The organism is Hymenobacter sp. BT18 (genome assembly GCF_012273015.1).
In the GTDB taxonomy this organism is placed as follows: Bacteria; Bacteroidota; Bacteroidia; order Cytophagales; family Hymenobacteraceae; genus Hymenobacter; species Hymenobacter lutimineralis.
Genome location: NZ_CP050954.1, coordinates 2110346 through 2128771 on the forward strand (window position 1 = coordinate 2110346; position 18426 = coordinate 2128771).

16 protein-coding genes are annotated in these 18426 nt (G+C 59.5%); 9 read left to right on the forward strand and 7 right to left on the reverse strand.

What is annotated here, in order from left to right:
• Positions 1 to 234 precede the first annotated feature (234 nt).
• Positions 235 to 2640 carry a M4 family metallopeptidase gene (locus HER32_RS08905; RefSeq protein WP_149069623.1) on the reverse strand — a complete coding sequence of 802 codons (2406 nt, stop codon included), beginning with the start codon at positions 2638 to 2640 and terminating at the stop codon, positions 235 to 237.
• A 276-nt stretch (positions 2641 to 2916) separates the two neighbouring features.
• On the opposite strand from HER32_RS08905, the gene HER32_RS08910 reads away from it, so the two are divergent.
• Complete coding sequence (locus HER32_RS08910; protein ID WP_168681627.1) at positions 2917 to 3693, forward strand: SDR family oxidoreductase; 777 nt, start codon at positions 2917 to 2919, stop codon at positions 3691 to 3693.
• Positions 3694 to 3743: 50 nt separating this feature from the next.
• On the opposite strand, the gene HER32_RS08915 is transcribed toward HER32_RS08910, so the two are convergent.
• Both HER32_RS08915 and HER32_RS08920 read right to left on the reverse strand, forming a co-directional pair.
• On the reverse strand, positions 3744 to 4643 hold the full coding sequence (locus HER32_RS08915; protein ID WP_168681628.1) for a RimK family alpha-L-glutamate ligase: 900 nt from the start codon (positions 4641 to 4643) through the stop codon (positions 3744 to 3746).
• A 23-nt stretch (positions 4644 to 4666) separates the two neighbouring features.
• Positions 4667 to 5977 carry an amidohydrolase gene (locus HER32_RS08920; RefSeq protein WP_168681629.1) on the reverse strand — a complete coding sequence of 437 codons (1311 nt, stop codon included), beginning with the start codon at positions 5975 to 5977 and terminating at the stop codon, positions 4667 to 4669.
• Positions 5978 to 6141: 164 nt separating this feature from the next.
• Between HER32_RS08920 and HER32_RS08925 the strand changes: the two genes are divergently transcribed.
• The 4 genes from HER32_RS08925 (at position 6142) to HER32_RS08940 (ending at position 10296) form a co-directional block, all read left to right on the forward strand.
• Positions 6142 to 6927 (forward strand): WG repeat-containing protein, encoded by a 786-nt coding sequence (locus HER32_RS08925; RefSeq protein WP_168681630.1) that lies wholly within the window; start codon positions 6142 to 6144, stop codon positions 6925 to 6927.
• Positions 6928 to 7011: 84 nt separating this feature from the next.
• Entirely contained in the window at positions 7012 to 7797 is a 786-nt protein-coding gene (locus HER32_RS08930) for an energy transducer TonB (RefSeq protein WP_168681631.1), read from the forward strand.
• 63 nt (positions 7798 to 7860) lie between these two features.
• Entirely contained in the window at positions 7861 to 9417 is a 1557-nt protein-coding gene (locus HER32_RS08935) for a hydroxymethylglutaryl-CoA reductase (protein WP_197748883.1), read from the forward strand.
• Between the two features lie 72 nt (positions 9418 to 9489).
• Positions 9490 to 10296, forward strand: a complete 807-nt coding sequence (locus HER32_RS08940; RefSeq protein ID WP_168681632.1) for a hypothetical protein — start codon at positions 9490 to 9492, stop codon at positions 10294 to 10296.
• An 89-nt stretch (positions 10297 to 10385) separates the two neighbouring features.
• Here HER32_RS08940 and HER32_RS08945 read toward each other — a convergent pair whose 3' ends face one another.
• The 4 genes from HER32_RS08945 to HER32_RS08960 all read right to left on the reverse strand — a co-directional run bounded on the left by HER32_RS08945 (position 10386) and on the right by HER32_RS08960 (position 15374).
• The gene (locus HER32_RS08945; protein ID WP_149069629.1) at positions 10386 to 10925 is read right to left on the reverse strand and encodes a hypothetical protein; all 540 of its coding nucleotides are present in this window, start codon (positions 10923 to 10925) and stop codon (positions 10386 to 10388) included.
• A gap of 79 nt (positions 10926 to 11004) precedes the next feature.
• The gene (locus HER32_RS08950) at positions 11005 to 12288 is read right to left on the reverse strand and encodes a hypothetical protein (protein ID WP_168681633.1); all 1284 of its coding nucleotides are present in this window, start codon (positions 12286 to 12288) and stop codon (positions 11005 to 11007) included.
• 22 nt (positions 12289 to 12310) lie between these two features.
• On the reverse strand, positions 12311 to 13519 hold the full coding sequence (locus HER32_RS08955) for a homogentisate 1,2-dioxygenase (RefSeq protein ID WP_168681634.1): 1209 nt from the start codon (positions 13517 to 13519) through the stop codon (positions 12311 to 12313).
• A gap of 175 nt (positions 13520 to 13694) precedes the next feature.
• Positions 13695 to 15374, reverse strand: a complete 1680-nt coding sequence (locus tag HER32_RS08960) for a S41 family peptidase (RefSeq protein WP_168681635.1) — start codon at positions 15372 to 15374, stop codon at positions 13695 to 13697.
• A gap of 358 nt (positions 15375 to 15732) precedes the next feature.
• Between HER32_RS08960 and ruvX the strand changes: the two genes are divergently transcribed.
• The 4 genes from ruvX (at position 15733) to HER32_RS08980 (ending at position 18371) form a co-directional block, all read left to right on the forward strand.
• Positions 15733 to 16143 carry a Holliday junction resolvase RuvX gene (gene ruvX / locus HER32_RS08965; RefSeq protein WP_149069633.1) on the forward strand — a complete coding sequence of 137 codons (411 nt, stop codon included), beginning with the start codon at positions 15733 to 15735 and terminating at the stop codon, positions 16141 to 16143.
• Positions 16140 to 16739, forward strand: a complete 600-nt coding sequence (def, locus tag HER32_RS08970; protein ID WP_149069634.1) for a peptide deformylase — start codon at positions 16140 to 16142, stop codon at positions 16737 to 16739. Before ruvX ends, def begins: the two co-directional genes overlap by 4 nt.
• 191 nt (positions 16740 to 16930) lie before the next feature.
• The gene (locus tag HER32_RS08975) at positions 16931 to 17905 is read left to right on the forward strand and encodes a zinc dependent phospholipase C family protein (RefSeq protein WP_149069635.1); all 975 of its coding nucleotides are present in this window, start codon (positions 16931 to 16933) and stop codon (positions 17903 to 17905) included.
• Positions 17906 to 17999: 94 nt separating this feature from the next.
• On the forward strand, positions 18000 to 18371 hold the full coding sequence (locus tag HER32_RS08980; protein WP_149069636.1) for a DMT family protein: 372 nt from the start codon (positions 18000 to 18002) through the stop codon (positions 18369 to 18371).
• Positions 18372 to 18426: the final 55 nt, after the last annotated feature.

Sequence of the window (18426 nt, forward strand, 5' to 3'; positions counted from 1 at the left end):
CAATATAGCTATAAATTTTAATGTAAATTTAATGTCACGCCCTTTCTGTTAAAATTTCTTTCCCTCAAGCCTGCTTTTCCTGCAGATTTCATTAAAAACCTCGCCCTTATTTGAAACTTACCACGAGGCTTGCACTTTGCCCATACAGCAGCCCTGATAATTGCACCTTTTGTATACAAAAAGGCCCGGCGCTAAGCACCGGGCCTTTCGGGTATTACCAGGGTTGATTACTCCCTATTGCTTTACAAAGCGCTGGTGGAAGGTCTTTTGACCGTCGCTAACCGTTACAATGTACATGCCTTTGGCCAGGCTGCTGATGTTCAGCTCACCTTCGCCGTTGTAGCGGGCCCCGGCTACGGCCGCGCCGCGCAGGTCTACTACTTTCACGCTGCTGGCTTTAGCACCGCCGGGCAGAGCAATGCGCATCCGGTCCGAAGCAGGGTTCGGGAATACTTCCAGGCCACGGTCTACCGCGTTGCCCAGTTGTTCCGTCTTGCCGCCCACGATACCAGCATTTACGCCGGCTGCCAGCGTACCACCCGTGATGTTAACCGTGTAGTCTTCGGTTTCGCCGTAGCTGTAGCTGTTGCAGCTGGTGGTGGCCGAAGCGTCGCTCATGATAACGCGCAAACGAGTAGCGCCCGACTTAGCCGTGGCCGGTACCGTGAACGTGCTGCTCAGCGTGCCGCTGCTCGAAGACGAGCCCGAAACTACCAGTTCGCCAGCGTCCGTAAACACGCCGTTCTGGTTGTAGTCGATGTAGATCTTCCAGTATTCGGTGTAAGCCGTGGAAGCGAAGCCCGCGCTGAAGCTGATGGTCTGCGAAGAACCGGCGGCCACGGAAGTGCTGGTAGCGGTGCCGTTGTAGTAGCCAGCATCTTTGCTGGAAGTGCGGGCAATAGTGCCCAGCTTCACGTAGTCAATCCACTCGTAGGAAACGTTAGTGCCTTTCGAAGCGCAGTACGTAACCGTGGTCGGAGGAGGCGTGGTGCCACCGCCGCTGTAAGCAGCGCCTACCCCTACGGCATACCAGGCGTTAGTTACCGCCTGCTCTTCTGCCGAGCCAGCGCCGTACAGGTCTTTGGCGGCCTGAATGGAGCCCGTGCGGGCCGCGGCGTAGTTGGAAGAAGCCGTGAGGTAAACGGTTTCGGTGCGGTAGGCAATTTTAGCGGCTTTGTCGATGCCGATGCCCGTTACGGAGAAGGAGCTGCCGATATCGTTGGTGCCGCTGCCCCCTACCGACAGCCGGTAGAACCAGTGGTTGAGCACGCCGGAGTTGGTATGCACACCGCCGTTGTCGCCGGTGCCGGTGTACCAATAAGTGCCTTTATAAGTGTCGGGCTGGCTTTCGGCGTTCGGGTTGCTCATGGAGCGCAGCGAAGGCCGCACTTTGTCGATGTCTTCGCCAATCAGCCAGGTAGCCTTAGCGGGGTCTTTGTAGTACTCCACGGCGGCGCCCCAGATATCGGAGAAGCCTTCGTTCATGGCGCCCGACTCGTTGGAATACGTCAGGTTGGCCGAATAGGAGCACACGGCGTGACCAATCTCGTGGGCCGCAACGTCCAGCGACGTCAACGGGTCGAAGCGGGAATAGCCGTCGCCGTAGGTCATGCGGGTGCCATCCCAGTAAGCGTTTTCGTAGCCTTTGCCGTCACCGGGGGTGTCGTCGAAGTGTACGTAGCTTTTGATAGCAGCCCCGGCGTTGTTGTAGGAGTTGCGACCGTGTACATTTTTGAAATAGTCGAACGTGCTCTGCGCGCCGTAATGAGCGTCGAGGGCCGCGTTGTCGAAGTTGGTGTTGTTGTACTCCGTCCAGCTGTTATCGGCATCGGTGAAGTCTACTGCCGCGGTGTAGCTATTGCCTTTTTTGCAGTTGTAGGTTTCAATACCGTTGCCCCGGGTGTACTCCCGCAGGCGGTAGGTGCCGTTGTAGCTATCGGTTGCCGACGACTTAGTACCGCTGTAGCGCGTAGCGAAAGTACCCGTAGCGGCGGCGTGCTTGATGATGTTGTTGCGCGAAACTACCTCGCCCGAGCGAGCATCTACGTAGATGTAGGCACGGCTTACCGGCGCTTTGGCGTACACATCGAACTTGTAGGCCAGCGTAGCTTTGCCAGCGCCCTTGGCCAGATCGTTCTGCACAATCACCAGCTCGCCTTTGGGCAGGAAGCTGTTGTCTTCTTCCCACATGTACTGCTTGGCGCCCACAAAGCTCAGAGCGCGGCTCAGGGCTTGCTTCTCGCTCATGGCTGGGGTGGTGTTCACCTTATCCAAGCCGCGTAGCAGGCGGCCGTTGATTACTTCGACGGCTCCCTGACGGGCGTGCAGCAGGTAAGCTCCGTGCTCTACTTTGTAGCCTTTGTAGTACTGCTGGTAACGCTCGTTCACAAAGCCCAGCTCATCCTGCTGGCTCTGGCTGCGCACCAGCGACTCGTCTTTCAGCAGGCCCAGCTGCTCGCGGAACATCTGCTGCGCTTCCGCCGCCTTGTAGGACCGGCCTTCAGCAAAGCTGACCATTTCCAGTTGTCCGTCTTCAGCTACAACGCGCTGTTTTACACGTCCAACATTCTGTGCTTGTGTGGGAGCGAACATGGCGCTGCCAAGCACCAGCAGGGCTACTGCCGGGTAATTCTTTTGCATAATGCGTTTGGTTGGGGTGGTGTGAAAGAATTTCAGCCAAGTGCCAGCAGCGAGAGAGGGCGCTTTTAACAGATTGGCGACCCAAACTATCAATAATTGGAATAACTTGTATCAATAGGTTAAAATTTTGTTAAAATTTTATTTATCCAAGCACCTACTACGAAGATTGCAATTACACTAAAAATGAGCTGTTTATTTGTTTAATCCTAAAACAAACGGACGTAAGCCGTACTTTAGTGCAACTATGCCCTTTTTTTGACTCCGGAAGATTTTTGCATGCGTAACGAAACAAACCGCTGGCATTTGCGCGGCAAGGTGGCCCTGGTAACTGGGGCTTCCAAAGGAATTGGGGCCGCCGTGGCCGAAGAGCTCCTGCAGCTGGGCGCAGTAGTGGTAGCGGCCGCCCGTAACCCAGCCCCCCTCCGGGAGCAGGTACAGCGGTGGCAGCAGCTGGGGTTTCCGGCACACGCCGTAGAGGCCGACGTGAGCCGGCCCGATGGCCGCGCCCAGGCCCTGGCCGCCGTAGCCGCGCTTGGCTCCCCGCTGCATATTCTGGTCAATAACGTGGGCACCAACATTCGCAAGGCTACGGTAGACTACACCCCGGCCGAATACCAGCAGCTCATGGCGACCAACCTGGAATCGGTGTTTGGTATGTGCCAGGCGGCGCACCCGCTGCTGAAAGCTGCCGGTAGCGCCAGCATCGTCAACGTGGGCTCGGTAGCTGGCCTTACCCACCTGCGCACGGGCGCCATCTACGGCATGACCAAGGCCGCCATGACGCAGCTGGGGCGAAACCTGGCCGTGGAATGGGCCCCCGATGGCATCCGGGTGAACACCGTAGCACCCTGGTACATTCGCACGCCCCTGGCCGAAACCGTTTTGCGCAACCCCGACTACCTGGCGCAGGTGGTGGCCCGCACCCCCATGCAGCGCATAGGGGAGCCAGAGGAAGTAAGCGCCGCCGTGGCCTTTCTGTGTCTGCCCGCCGCCAGCTACATCACCGGCCAATGCCTCAGCGTTGATGGTGGGTTCGTGGTAAATGGCTTCTAGCCCGACCACGCGGCGCTTATGAAGCTTCTTTGCAGCAGGCTTTGCGGACGCTAATGCGTGCCCTTAAGCGGCGCTAGAGTCCGTAGCGCCTGCTCGTAGCGCGCCCAGGAAGCGGGCTCGGTGGCCAGGTACAGGAAGGGCTCAATCAGCTCCAGCTCCATAAGCAGAAACTGCCCATCTACCACTACCCCATCGACGCGGGCATACAGGCACCCGGCGGCGAAGCGCCGCACTGTGTCATCGGCGGCTTGGTGTACCGAAGCCGGGGCCGGCAACGCGGCAATGCCGCCCCCCAGGTAGTGCTGCACGCGGAAGTCGCCGGACTTGGGCGTTTTCAGCACGGAATGACTGAAAGTTCCACCTAAGTACACCAAAGACCACTCACCCTGAGTCTGAATCTGAGGCAGGAAGGGTTGGGCCAGAAAGTCCTCCTCTGCCAGCAGCTCAGCTAGCTCTGGCGACTTTGCTGCGGCCTCAGCGGCCGTGAGGGCAAACGTGTTTTTGGCACCGCCGCTGACAGCTGGCTTGATAATAATACGTTCGGGGGCGCCTAGAGCGGCAAACAGGTCCGCCGTATTGAGGGAACTGCCGCGGGCCAGCCATTGAGTAGGTACTACCGACACGCCAGCCTCGGCCATTTCCAGCAGGTAGCGCTTGTCGGCGTTCCAGCGTACCACGGCAGTAGGGTTCAGCAGGGAAACGCCCAGCTTTTCCAGACTGTCGAGCCAGGCGTAGAACTCCGCTATTCGGTCGAAATAATCCCAGGGTGACTTGAGCACGACGGCCTCGTACTGCTGCCAGTTGACCGCGGCATCCGACCAGATTTCGATGGTAACCTGGTGGCCCTGGCCCAGCAGATAACGCTCCAGCAGGGTATCTTCGTCTTCGACAGTAGCAACCGCGTATTGGGAGCTGGTGCGGCCAGCGTAGGAAACAAGGGCAATATTCAAAACAGAGAGGTTGGAAGCGGTGGTTAGGGTTTAAGGAGCAGGTAGTCGAAGGCCAGGGTGGTCAGGGCTTTTACTCCTAGCCCTAGCCCGCTCTCATCAATGAAAAAGCCGGCCGTGTGGTGGGGCGCGGTATCGGCCGGGTTTTTCCCTTTGGGCATGCCACCCACGAACACGAACAGGCCAGGTATCTTTTCCTGGTAATAAGCGAAGTCCTCGGCCCCGGTCACGGCTTTCTGCAGCTGTACGTGCTCGGGGCCGGCAGCGCGGCGCAGGCTGGGCAGCATCTGCTCGGTCAGGCGCGGGTTGTTATAAGTAACGGGCGTGTAGTTTTCGATGGATACCTCGGCAGTGGCCCCGGCGCTTTCGGCAATGTTGGTAGCCGTGCGGCGGACAGCTTCCCAGATTTTGCTTTGCGTTTCCTTGCTGAAGGTACGGATGGTACCTGTCAGCTCTACCTGCTCGGGAATGATGTTGTTGCGCACCCCGCCGTGAATCATGCCCACCGTGAGCACCGCGGCATCTTCGGTAAGCTGCGTCTGGCGGCTGATGATGGTTTGGAGCCCGGTCACAATCTGCGCCGCCGTTACCACGGGGTCCACGCTCAGCCAGGGATACGCCCCGTGCGCCGATTTGCCCTTCACCACAATCTTGAAGACATCGGAGGCTGCCATTTCACCTTCCGGGCGGTACTTGATGGTGCCGACTTCCGTTTGGGCGTTGATGTGCACTCCGAAGATGGCGTCAACTTTCGGGTTGTCGAGTACGCCTTCCTTCACCATCAGGCGGGCTCCCCCCTCCTGCCCGGGCAACGAGCCTTCCTCCGCCGGCTGGAAAATAAACTTTACAGTGCCGGGCAGGTCTTTGCGCATAGCCGTAAGCACGCGGGCCGCGCCCAGCAGCATGGCCACGTGGGTGTCATGGCCGCAGGCGTGCATGACGCCCACCGTTTGCCCGTTATAGGTAGTGGTGGCTTTCGAGGCAAAGGGCAGGTTGGTGCTTTCCGTCACGGGCAGGGCATCCATATCGGCCCGCAGGGCCACTACCCGGCCGGGCTTGCCCCCACGCAGCACGCCCACTACGCCGGTACGCGCCACACCGGTTTGTACCTCCAGGCCCAGGCGCCGCAGCTCCGCCGCAATCAGCGCGGCCGTTTGGGTTTCCTGGTTGCCCAGCTCCGGGTGCTCGTGCAGGTCGCGGCGCCACGCTACTACCTGCGCCTCCTCCTTGTCGGCTAACTGGGTTATACGGGCCTGAAGCGCAGTAGCCTTCTGGGCCGCCGCCGGCGCGCTGCTCAGCAGCAAGCTCAACAGGAAGATTTTCGTTGCGGATTTCATAAGAAAAGGGAAGGAAAACAAAGAAAAGACAACTTGCCCGAAACGTCAGCATCCTCTTACGCCACCTCAACAACAAGCCGCCTCGTTCGACCTTGGGGACGGAAGCGCCGACCATTTCCGCCCAACGAGTATCTTTAGGCACACCTAAGACCTCCGGGATGTTGATGGCTAGCATGAAATGGTCGTGGCAGTTTGTTGGACTGAGCTTGCTGGCGCTGCTACTCACGGCGGCGCAGGAGCTGGTGAGTGGGCGGCTGGTGCCTTTTCGCAAAGGCACCAAGTGGGGCTATGCCGACCACAGCCGGCGGCTGGTGCTCCCGCTGCAGTATGAGGAAGCCGGGCCCTTTGTGGAAGAAGTAGCCTGGGTGCGGCAAAATGGCCTTTACGGCTACATCGATGGGGGTGGCAACCCCATTACGCCCGTGCATTTCACCAAAGCTTCTACTTTCTATAAAGGCCGGGCCACCGTAGAGCTACAGGGCGAAACCTTCGACATCGACGCTACCGGCCGCCGCCTGACGACGCCCCCCGAGCCGGCTCCTGAGGAAGATTACCTTTCCCTGGGCGACCTGGTGCGGCAGCAGGGCAAGGTGGGGTTTCGCTTCACGGTAGGCTCGGCGGTGGTGCCGGCCGAGTACGATGAAATCCGGGAAGACTACCGCCAGCTGCTCTTTGTGCGGCAGGGCAATAAGTGGGGCGTCCTCAACCGCAAAGGCAAGCTCACCCTGCCGCTGCAACTGGACACCATCGTAGCCACGCCGCAGAATGATTTCCGGTTTCCCATTGCCCGGCAGCAGGGCCGTTATGGCTACCTCAACGCCGAGGGCCGCTGGCTCGTGGCGCCCAAATACCGCCTGGCCGAGCCCTTCATCGGCGACGTGGCCCGGGTGGAAACCCCCGACGGCCGCACCGGCTACATCGACAGCAGCGGCAAGGAGTTTTTCGAGTAAGCCCCGGCTTGCCTGCTACTGATATACTGCCCGGTTGCCGGAACGCGTTACCCTCCCGCAACCGGGCTTTCTATTTATTCGACTATGCTGGACTTACCTATCCTGAACGTACAGCTACGCGTCTGCCACGAAGACTGGCAGCAGATGACGCCCACGGAACAAGGCCGCCACTGCGCTGTGTGCCAGCGCACGGTTATCGACTTCACCAACGCCACCCAAGCCGCACTAGATGCCGCCCGTGCCGCCTCACCCGATGGGCGTCTATGCGGCCGGTTTCGAGCGGAGCAGCTGGCCGCGCCGCCCAAGCTGCGGCCCCGGCTGCGGAGGTTTGTGGTGGCGCTGGTATTAGTGTGCGGGTTGGGACTCTCGGCTCGGGAAGTGGTGGCGCAGGTGAAGCCGGTCCTGCGGGATAATGCTGCTATGAGTTCTACGATGGACAAGGTATGGTTAGCTCCCTTGATCCAGGCGGATGAGCTAAGTCAGGCAGCTAATAAGCCCGCCGAGAAGACGTTCCTTGGGTATATAGAGCAAATGCCTGTTTTTAGAGGAGGAATGGAACGGCTGCCAGACATTATCCGTCAAAACAACCATTATCCGGTTGGCATAGATTCTATAAAAGGGAAGGTATTCGTCTCCTTTACCATCAACGAACAAGGCCGCGTAGTCAAACCTGTAATAACCAAAGGCCTGCACCCGAAACTGGATGCCGAAGCGTTGCGACTGGTGCAGCTGCTGGATGGCGAGTGGACGGCAGGCAGCCAGAACGGCCGGCCGGTCCCGGTACAGTTCACGCTGCCTATCACCTTCGACTCAACGCCAGAAAACCCTGCCCTTCCCGGGAAGAAACCGCCAAAACGCAAACAACGGTAGCCTGCTATCCAAATCCTTTCTATTTTACCCCACCCGAATCTACTCCCTGACTATTCCCGCCATATGATCTTCACGCCCAGCCCCATGCTGCTCAAGCTGCTCTACACCCGCGGCAGCCTCCACAACACGCCCGAAGGCGTGGCCTTCAGCATCAAAAACCGCCTCGACACGGTGCGCATCACCCGCATCGACCACGTGCAGATTGACGGCGTGAAGATTGGGGTGGAGCAGATTGCGCTGGACCTGGGCGAGGGCGACGTGCGGCCCGCCACCACCTTCAACGCCGACAGCGCCGGCTACACGCTGCCGGTGGGCCAGGCCGCCACCTTTCACCTGGCCACGGAGCACCTCAAGGAGGGCATCCATACCGTGCAGGTGCAGTTCGCGGCCGACCCATTCGGCGACCTGAGCGTGGAGGTGGAAGATGCCATTGCCCAGCAGCACGAAAACAAAACCCGCATTCCACGCCAAGACCAGGACGACTATTCCGAGGCCGCCATTCAGGCCCGGCAGCGCTTCGCCGAGGAGTTTTCGGGCCAGGAGTTCAAGCACCTCAAGCACTACTCCTTCGACGCGCACATCCTGCAGGGCAACTGCGAGCATTTCACGGGCGTGGCCCAAATTCCGGTGGGTCTGGCCGGCCCGCTACGCGTAAACGGGGAGCATGCCCAGGGCGACTTTCTCATTCCCATGGCCACCACCGAGGGGACGCTGGTTGCCAGCTACAACCGCGGCATTCAGGTGCTCAACCTGTGCGGGGGTGTGAAGTGTACCGTCATCGGCGACGCCATGCAGCGCGCCCCCGTGTTTGTGTTCGATGATGCCCGCGGAGCCCGCGACTTCGGCCAGTGGGTAGAGAAGGAAATTGACAAGATCCGGCCCGAGGCCGAAAGCACCTCCCGGGTAGCCAAGCTGCAGTACATCGATACCTACCTGAGCAACAAGTTTGCGTACCTGCGCTTCAACTTCTCTACCGGCGACGCCGCCGGCCAGAACATGGTGGGCCGGGCCACGTTTGCCGCCTGCTCCTGGATTCTGGAAAACTACAAAGGTGCCCCCATCCGCCACTTCTACCTCGAAAGCAACTTCGCCACCGACAAAAAGGCCTCACAGATCAACGTGATGCGTACCCGGGGCAAGCGCGTGGTCGCCGAGGCTGTGGTGAAGCGCGACGTGCTGCAGCAGCGCATGCGCGTAACGCCCGAGCAGCTGGCTTACCACGGGCAGGTGAGCAATGTGGGCGCATTCATCTCCGGGGCCAACAACAACGGCGCCCACTCCGCCAACGGCATCACGGCCATGTTCATCGCCACCGGCCAGGACGTCGCCAACGTCTCGGAATCCAGCGCGGGCGTGCTGTACTCCGAAGTGACGCCGGAGGGCGACCTGTACCTGAGCATCACTATTCCCTCCCTCATTGTGGCTACCCACGGGGGCGGCACGGGCCTGGCTACCCAGAACGAGTGCCTGCGCATGTTGGGCTGCGTGGGCCGGGGCACCGTCAATAAGTTCGCCGAAATTGTGGCCGGGGTGGTGTTGGCCGGGGAGCTCAGCCTGGGCTCCGCCATCAGCTCCTCCGACTGGGTAAGCTCCCACGAGCAGTACGGCCGCAACCGGTAATCCAATTCATATATTTTCTACATATTAAGTACCCATACTCATCAAATCTTTCCTCTTTGTCTGTTCTTACCTATGAGAATAACTTTCTACCTAGGCGGTATTGCTGGCATGGCTTTAAGCCTTTTAAGCATAACGTGCTATGCTCAACAACCAGCCAGGATGGCCTATGGAGCGGTTATTGCGCCTAGAAGAACCATGTCGCCCGAAATGATAGAGGCACTGGCTCGGTATAGCCAACGCATGTCCGATACTGAATTTCAGGAATTACTTACTAATGCTAAGCTTTCACCCAATCAGGCTTACCTATTGCCCGACTGGCTGCCAGCATCATTTACCTTGAAGGATAACGTAAAGAAAACGCATCCTTTTGCTCGTTACAATATTGTACTGCGTCGTTTGGAATTACGTGATTCTCTAAGCACTCAGACTAATGCTTTTTACTCACACGACGAGTTGAAGGCCTTTATGATAGGCAACGAGAAGCAACGTGCCTACAACTTTGAACTGTTACCTTATGTAGCTTCTAAGAATATAGGTCCCACTACTTTTTTCGAGACTGTTAATACTGGCGCAATTCGACTATTACTTCTGCATGAGTTGGACATACGACCAGAAGTAAGAAATGAAGTTTTAAACATTGAGGTAAAACCCGCCGAGTACTACCGAATTACGCGGCTGTTCTATCTAGTTGAAGGCCAAAAGGCGGCACACGAACTAGCATTGAACCGTCGGTCAGTCCTACGAATTTTTGGTGAGCGTGCAAAAGAGGCGGATGCTTATGCAGCTGAAAAGCACTTTGACTTCACCAAACTGGACGATGTATTGCAACTGGTAGAGAAATTTAACGTGCCAATAGCATCTTCTTCTGACTTTAGATAGTAGTATAGGAATCTTCTGTATAAAATATAAATGCCCGCCTGAATACAATCAGACGGGCATTGCTCCTTTAAGTAGTATGAGGCAATTCCCTACAGCGGGTCGGCGGTTACTTTAAAGCGGCTTTCCTCTTTCACCGTGATTTCGCGGGTGGTAGCCTGGCGCACGGTGGCCTCGGTGTAGAGCGTGTAGTTCGGGGCCTTGATGTACTTATCCAGCTTGGCATTGGTAGACTGCAGCTCGATGCTGGTAGCACCCCGGGGCACCTCAGTAAGCTGCGCCATCACCACTTTGTCGTTCTGGTCGGTGCCGATGGAGATTTTGATGCTTTGCAGAAAGTCGAAGTTCTCGGTGGTGGGGTCGGTGATGGTGAGCGTGAGCTTGCTCAACGAGACGTCCTTTACTAGGTCGGCGCTGGTGTTGTTTTTACTGAACGTTTCCGAGGCCTTATTGGTCACGGGCACGGGCAACGTCAGGGTAACGGGCAGCCCACCTACCAGCGGTGTGGCCGGAATCGTGAAGTTCTGCGTGTCGGATATTTCAAACGTGAGCAGGTCGTTGATTTTCTCGCAGCTGAACGTGACAACGGCTAGCAGCACCAGCAAAGCGGCCGAGAGAAGGGATTTTTTCATAAGAAGTCAATTTTGATCCGCAACATACGTTGCGCGTTAGATAGTAGTTCCTTGCTGCAGTAAGATAGCCGAACGGCAGCTAACCTGCCCACTCGCCCGTCAGAAAACGAAACAGCAGCCAAATCATCAGGGCGCTATTACCGCTCACGCTCAGCCATAAAGCGGCTTTCTGCACCTTGGCATTGATGTGCAGGTTGGCCAGCAACACGGCCCCATACGCCCCCAGCAGAACATACATCAGCAAGGTGTGAATGTGGCCAAACGAGCGGAAAAGCAACAGCCACACCAGCTCGGCACCCAGCACCAGCCACAGTAGCTGCCTGGTGGAGAGCCGCTGGTTGCGGCCTTCAACCAGCATCACCAGGAAGAAGGGCGTGGCAAACGTATACCGGCTCAGGCTGGCCAGCCAGCCGCCTTTGGTGGCCAAGGTCAGAACCGTTACGCCTACCAGGTACAGCGCCGAGAAGGCCACGCCGAAGGCAGGTGCTTTCTGCGGCGCCTGCCGCCATGCCTTGTATAGGTACAACAGGCAAGCCACGGCCGCGGCCATGGCTACGGCCTCGTAGCGGGTAACGGCTGGCCCGCCCCAATTCTCGAGTGGCCACTTGGGCCATTGCAGGTGGTTGTCCCAAAATTGCTGCTGAGCCTGAGAAAACGCCAGCCACACCCCGGTAGCGCGGTAATGCACGTACACGCTGAACGCCAGCCCACCCAACGCCGCCACGCAGCTGCCGCCTAACCGCCGCCACGGCGCGGCCAGCTCCCGCCGGGTTAGCCAGCCGGCCAGCAGCAGCGCGGGCACAAACACAAAAGCGGCCGAGCGCGTGACACTGCACAGCAAGATGCCCAGCCACGCTAGCCCCTCCTGCTCGCGCCGCCAACCCAGCAAAGCCAGGGTACCCCCCAGAAAGAACAACGCCTCACTGTAGGGAACCGCCATAAAGAGGAGCGAGGGCACCGACAAAGCCAGCAGCTGCTGAGGCCGTGTCAGCTTCCATTCCTTGGCCAAGGCCATGAACGTGGCGACGAAGACTACCAGGTTCACGCCGGAAATGCCCGCTGCCGACAGCTGCAGCCAGCGCCAGAAGTAGGGGAAAGCCGGGAAGAAAGCCGTCCGCTGTAAGTCGTAGCCCTGGTTTTTGATGATGAGGTAATGCTCCACGTCCCACTGGCTGAGACTAGCTGAGTTCAGCGCCAGGCCTGGCACCAGATAAGGGGCGACCAGGACAGCGCCCAGGGCCATGAAGGAAGCATACAACACCGGAACTACGGCGTAGTACCGCCAACCCAAAGTCGGCTCGGCCACCTCAGCCGCAGCGGGGGCTACCGCCGCAGCGGAGGTGGAAAACTCAGGTGAACTCACTGACTAGCGTAAGTAAGAAACATTAATCCATCATATCGGCCGAGCGCGGGGCTTCGTGCACGAAGCCGGGGTTCCAGCTCATCGGATACTTCTCGTCGAGGTAAGGCAGGGCCGTTTCCGTGAGGTAGAGCGGGCGGAAGGTATCCACCATCACGGCCAACTCGTGGGTTTCCTTTTTCCCAATGCTGGCCTCTACCGTGCCGGGGTGCGGACCGTGCGGCAGCCCGCTGGGATGCACCGTGAAGGAAGCCAGATCAATGCCCTTGCGCGACATAAAGTTGCCGGCCACGTAATAAAGCACCTCGTCAGAGTCGACGTTGGAATGGTTGTAGGGCGCCGGAATGCTTAGTGGGTGGTAGTCGAACAAACGGGGCACAAAGGAGCAGATGACGAAGTTGTGCGCCTCGAAATGCTGGTGCACGGGTGGGGGCTGGTGGATGCGGCCCGTAATCGGCTCAAAGTCGTGGATGCTAGTGGCGTAGGGGAAGAAGTACCCATCCCAGCCCACCACGTCGAAGGGTGAGTGGGCGTACACCAACTCGTGTAGAAAGCCTTCTTTCTTCACTTTCACCACGTATTCTCCCGATTCGCGCACGTCGTCCTGTACCAACTCGTGGGGTGGGCGGATGTCCCGCTCGCAGTAGGGGGAGTGCTCCAGCAGCTGCCCGAAGTGGTTACGGTAGCGCCGGCACGTTTCGATGGGGCTGAACGACTCGATAACGAGCAGCCGCACCGGGCCTTCCTCAAAGTGAAACTGATGAATGATGGTGCGCGGAATCACCACGTAGTCGCCGGGCTCGAAGGCTACTTTGCCCAGCTGGCTCCACAGCTCGCCCCGACCCTCATGGACGAAGATAACCTCATCGGCCAAGGCATTTTTGTAGTAGTAGTTCATGCGCCGCTCCGTGGGGCTGCAAATGCTTAGCATCACATCGGCGTTGCCGAGCATGGTCTGGCGGGCCTGCAGGTAGTCGCCGCCGGTGCTGGTCTGGGCCAGGGTGCGCAGGTGGCTGGGCTGCAGGGCGCGGTCTTTCAGCAGCTTAGGAGCATAGGCTACCGGCTCCCCCACCCGCCGGATTTCGGTGGGCGCGTGCCGGTGGTACAGGAGCGACGACACGCCCGAAAAGCCCAAGGTACCAACCAGCTGCTCGTGGTAAAGGGTGCCATCGGGCTGGCGGAACTGGGTGTGGCGCTTGCGGGGAATCTGGCCAAGGCGGTGATAATAAGGCATAGCGGGTGGGTAGGTGGGTGCAGAATCAGTGGCTTAAATATACAACGTGCGGCGGCTTGCTGCTGGCAACCGGTCGGGAACCAGCGCGGGCCGCTGCTGAAATCCGGCTTCATAGAAAAGCCAAGGCCCTGCCCAGAATAACCGGGCAGGGCCTTGGTAAGCACCCGGCAGCGGGCTAGTGGTCTGACAGGTTCTGGGCAATCATGGCCCGTCCATCGGCTACGGCTTGCAGAGCGGCCTGCAATTCCGCGTCCCGGGTATTAAGCACCATGTAGTAGGCGGGTTTGCCGTAGGCGCTCCGGGCAATATGAGCTTTCAGCTGGTTGCTGAGCAGCGGGGCACACTGGCTCAGCGCGGCCGCATCGGGCGCTATGCCCGCCTCTTCGGCCCGGTCGGCCAGCTCTGCCAGTTGGGCCGCGCTTATCTGGAAGGAGGCCTGGAACTGTTCAAAGCGCAGGGCTTCCAGCTCGGCTTTGTGGTTCTGATAAAACTGCAGGGCATATTCACGTACCAGATTCTGACTTTGCAGGCGCGCATAGTATGGCGAAAGCGAGGCCTGGTCGCGGGCTACAAACACATCCGGCGTGATGCCGCCCCCCCCGTATACCGTGCGGCCGTGGTCGGTGCGGTAGCGGAGGGCGTCGTCTACGTGAATGCTGTCGGCGTGCTGAAACTCTCCCTGCCGCTGCCGGTTGCGCAGCTCCTGGGAATAAGCGGCGGCGCCTTCCGCGTACGACTTCTGAATGCAACGCCCCGAAGGCGTATAGTAGCGGGCTATGGTCAGGCGCAGCTCGGAGCCATCATTGAGCACAATGGGCTGCTGCACCAGGCCCTTGCCAAATGTGCGGCGCCCCACCAGCAACGCCCGGTCGTGGTCCTGCAGGGCCCCGGCCACCACCTCGGCCGCCGAGGCGCTGCCTTCATCGATGAGCAGCACCAACGCTCCTTCCTCAAACTCCCCGGTTATCCGCGAATACGTTTGGGTATCAAACTGGTCCCCTTTCCCATCGGTGTACACCAGCTTGCGGGTGCCGGCAATAAACTCATCCGTGAGCTTGGTGGCCCGGTCGAGGTAGCCGCCGGGGTTACCGCGCAAATCCAGCACCAGCTGCGTCATGCCCTCCCGGGTAAGGTCGCCTAGTGCTTGCTTAAACTCGTCGTAGGTACCGCTGGCAAAGCGGCTGATCTTGATGTAGCCCGTACGCTCGTCCAGCAGATATGCCGCCTCGACGGAGGTGTTGGGAATGCGGTTGCGCGGAATGCTCAGCTGCAGGGGCTTGGTACCGGGCCGGCGCAGCAGCTGCAGCTGCACCACACTACCGGCCGGCCCGCGCAGCTTCGCAAACATCTGGTTCATGGTGATGTGACGCCCCGAAACCGGCTGGTTATTTACAGCCAGAATTCGGTCGCCAGGTTGCAGGCCGGCCTGCTCGGCAGGGCCGCCCCCCAGGGGCGCTATCACGGTGACGGTGTCCCGAAACAGGTTGAACTCGACCCCGATGCCGTCGTAGTCGCTCTGCAGGAAGGCCGAGGCTTGCTCCCGCTCCCGGGCCGGAATAAACGTGGAATGGGGGTCCAGCCGCTCCAGCATGCGGGCAATGGCAAAGTCCGACAGCCCCTCCACATCCACCGAATCCACGTACTCCTCGTCGACGCGGCTGAGCACTTCCCGAAAGCGCAGGTAGCCGCGCAGGGTGCCTTCGGGGTTTTGGCGGGAAGGCTGAAACCGCCCGGCACCCAGCAGCACCCCGGCAACCAGCGCCGTGCCAAGCAGGAGCGGCTGGCGCCACCGACGCACAGCCACACCCTGAACGGGAAACACAGTCTGAATTAAGCGGGTAAGAATTCCTGCCATGTACGCGGGGTAAAGGAAGTCGGGGTTGCTCAAAACTACTGAAACTTTTCCGGGAATATGCAGCTCCTCAACTCTTTCCACCATTGCTAAGTGAGCTTGGGCTCTACCTGCGCCCCGGCTGCGCAAATCACTGTACATACACTTATGCAGCTGGGCGTTGCCCGTCAACAACCAGCATGCGTGCCCGCGTCATCCGGCCCCGGCAGTAGCACTATTCCCAGCAGCCCGGGTGGCCCAGGCAGGCCCGCGGCCACGCTTGCGCAGTAGCGTAGCCGCCCCAATAGTTTACGCCTGAGTTGTATCTTTGCACCTCACCTGCGGGGCCGGCCTTGGCTGCCCTGTGCTTTGCCAGTTGCCCATGGGCCGCATTCTTGCTATTGATTACGGCCACAAGCGGGTAGGTCTGGCCGTGACGGACCCGCTGCAGATCATAGCCACGCCCCTGGAAACCGTGCACAGCCAGGATTTGCTAGCCTACGTGAAGGCGTATCACCAGCGCGAACCGCTGGCGGCGCTGGTGGTAGGCATGCCCCGCACCCTCAGCAACGAGGCCACCGATGCTACCAGCGCCGCCGTAGGCCTGGTGCGCACGCTCCGCCGCGAGCTGCCGGAAGTGCCGGTGCACGAAATCGACGAGCGGTTTACGTCCCGTATGGCCCACGCCGCCATGCTGGCCGGGGGCCTCTCCAAGAAAGACCGGCGCGACAAAGCCACCGTCGACCGGGTGTCGGCCACGCTCATTTTGCAATCTTTTCTGAATTCCCGATGATTTACCCCATTGTAGCCTTTGGCGACCCGGTGCTCAAAGCCCGCGCCAAGGATATTCCCGCCGACTTTTCACCGGAAGAGCTGAAAAAGCTGATTGGCGACATGTACGACACCATGTACTACGCCCACGGCGTAGGCTTGGCTGCCCCCCAGATTGGCCGGAGCGTGCGCCTGTTCGTTATCGACTCGGCCCCCATGGTGGACGATGAGGACGAAGAAACCGGGGAGATAAAGCCCGGAGCCGAAACGGGTATTAAGCGGGCCTTCATCAACCCACAGATGGTAAGCGAAACCGGCGAGGAATGGGGCTTCGAGGAAGGCTGCCTGAGCATTCCGGGCGTGCGCGAGATGGTGTACCGCCACCCCACCATTGTGCTGCGCTACGAAGACGAAAACCGCCAGCAGCACGAGGAGACCTTCACGGGCATGACGGCCCGCGTAATTCAGCACGAGTACGACCACTTGGAAGGCGTGCTGTTTACGGACTACGTGTCGGGCCTGAAAAAGCAGCTGCTCAAGGGCAAGCTGGCTCGCATCAGCAAAGGCGACGTGAAGGCCGACTACCGCATGAAGTTTGCCGGCCAGAGCGGGCGGTAACGCGCTTCTTTCTCGCACTATGGCTATCCAGCCCGGCTACCTGTGATGCAGGCGGCCGGGCTGTTTTTTGGGCCGCGGTTGACTGAATGAACCGGCGCGGGGCTCATTAGTCCGCGAGCCGGACAATGGCTATTTGGTGGTCCCGAAAAGCCTGGTTATCTTTCTTCTACCTGTATCTGACTAGTTGCTCTATGACTCGTATAGCGGCCGTTTTCCTTGCGCTTGTATTAGCCCTATGGCCGCAACGGCCGCAGGCGTGGGGATTTTTCGGGCACCGCACCATCAACCGGCTAGCCGTATACACGCTGCCGCCCGAGCTGCTGAGCTTCTATAAGAGCAACATCGACTACCTCACCGAAAACGCCACCCGCCCCGACTCGCGCCGCTCCGTGGTGCCCGAGGAAGCCCCGCGCCACTACATCGACCTGGATGTGTACGGGGACAGCGCGGCCTATAAGCTCCCGCGCAACTACGCCGATGCCGTGGCCCGCTACAGCCTCGATACGCTCCAGCGCCACGGCATTGTGCCCTGGCACGTGGTGGTGATGAAGAACCGCCTCACCGAAGCGTTCCGCAGCCGCAATGCCGACCGGATTCTGAGCGTATCGGCGGACCTGGGGCACTACGTGGCCGACGCCTGCGTGCCGCTACACACCACCCACAACTACAACGGGCAGCTTACCGGGCAGCGCGGTATACACGGCCTCTGGGAAAGCCGCCTGCCGGAGCTGCTGGCTGGGGGCTACGACTTTTTCACCGGGCCCGCGCCGTACATCGAACGTCCAACAGCTACCATCTGGGCCACCGTCACGCGCTCCAGCAACGCCGTCGACTCAGTGCTGCGGTTTGAGAAAGAGCTGACGGCCAAGTTCCCCGACGACAAAAAGTACACCTTCGAGCAGCGCGGCAACGCCACGGTGCGCACTTACTCCCGTGAGTTCAGCCGGGAGTACCACCAGCGCCTGAATGGGCAGGTGGAGCGGCAGATGCGCTTGGCCGTGCGGCTGGTGGGCGCCTTCTGGTACACGGCCTGGGTAGATGCCGGCCAGCCCGACCTGCGCAACCTGCCCCGCGCTGTTTCGGCCGAAGAGCAGCAGCGCCTGGCCCGCGAAACCGAGCAGCTTCAGCAAGCTCCGGTTACCAATGCCCCCGGCCACACGGATTGAGCGGCCACAATCGTGAGTTGACGTACACTATGCGCAATTTGCGCCAACAGGCGGGGTTAGCGCCAGTACACCATTCAACTTACGATGTCACCTTATGAAAAGCTTGCTTACGTTAGCGCTGCTCACGGTATCCAACCTGTTTATGACGTTTGCCTGGTACGGGCACCTGCAGTTCAAGAAGCTCCCGTGGTTTAGCAAGCTGGGCATTGTGGGCATCGTGCTGGTAAGTTGGGGGCTGGCGTTTTTCGAGTACGTGTTTCAGGTGCCGGCTAACCGCATCGGCTTCGAGGAGAATGGCGGCCCTTTCAGCTTATTTCAGCTCAAAGTCATTCAGGAAGTCATCTCCCTCACCGTGTTTACGCTGTGCGCCGTGTACGTCTTCAAAACCGATAAACTGGGCTGGAATCACGTGTTGGGCTTTGGGTTGCTGGTGGCCGCCGTGTATGTTATTTTCCGGAAGTGGTAAGCTCCTCCGTAGGCTACAACTTCGCCTTCTGGTATGCGTAGGAAGCGGGCCACCT

Bases quoted from the DNA above. Each gene is read 5' to 3' on its own strand.
- HER32_RS08905 (WP_149069623.1), bottom strand. From the start codon at position 2,640: ATGCAAAAGAATTACCCGGCAGTAGCCCTGCTGGTGCTTGGCAGCGCC.
- HER32_RS08920 (WP_168681629.1), bottom strand. From the start codon at position 5,977: ATGAAATCCGCAACGAAAATCTTCCTGTTGAGCTTGCTGCTGAGCAGC.
- HER32_RS08975 (WP_149069635.1), top strand. From the start codon at position 16,931: ATGACTCGTATAGCGGCCGTTTTCCTTGCGCTTGTATTAGCCCTATGG.
- HER32_RS08955 (WP_168681634.1), bottom strand. From the start codon at position 13,519: ATGCCTTATTATCACCGCCTTGGCCAGATTCCCCGCAAGCGCCACACC.
- ruvX (WP_149069633.1), top strand. From the start codon at position 15,733: ATGGGCCGCATTCTTGCTATTGATTACGGCCACAAGCGGGTAGGTCTG.
- def (WP_149069634.1), top strand. From the start codon at position 16,140: ATGATTTACCCCATTGTAGCCTTTGGCGACCCGGTGCTCAAAGCCCGC.
- HER32_RS08960 (WP_168681635.1), bottom strand. From the start codon at position 15,374: ATGGCAGGAATTCTTACCCGCTTAATTCAGACTGTGTTTCCCGTTCAG.
- HER32_RS08980 (WP_149069636.1), top strand. From the start codon at position 18,000: ATGAAAAGCTTGCTTACGTTAGCGCTGCTCACGGTATCCAACCTGTTT.
- HER32_RS08935 (WP_197748883.1), top strand. From the start codon at position 7,861: ATGATCTTCACGCCCAGCCCCATGCTGCTCAAGCTGCTCTACACCCGC.
- HER32_RS08910 (WP_168681627.1), top strand. From the start codon at position 2,917: ATGCGTAACGAAACAAACCGCTGGCATTTGCGCGGCAAGGTGGCCCTG.
- HER32_RS08940 (WP_168681632.1), top strand. From the start codon at position 9,490: ATGAGAATAACTTTCTACCTAGGCGGTATTGCTGGCATGGCTTTAAGC.
- HER32_RS08925 (WP_168681630.1), top strand. From the start codon at position 6,142: ATGGCTAGCATGAAATGGTCGTGGCAGTTTGTTGGACTGAGCTTGCTG.
- HER32_RS08945 (WP_149069629.1), bottom strand. From the start codon at position 10,925: ATGAAAAAATCCCTTCTCTCGGCCGCTTTGCTGGTGCTGCTAGCCGTT.
- HER32_RS08930 (WP_168681631.1), top strand. From the start codon at position 7,012: ATGCTGGACTTACCTATCCTGAACGTACAGCTACGCGTCTGCCACGAA.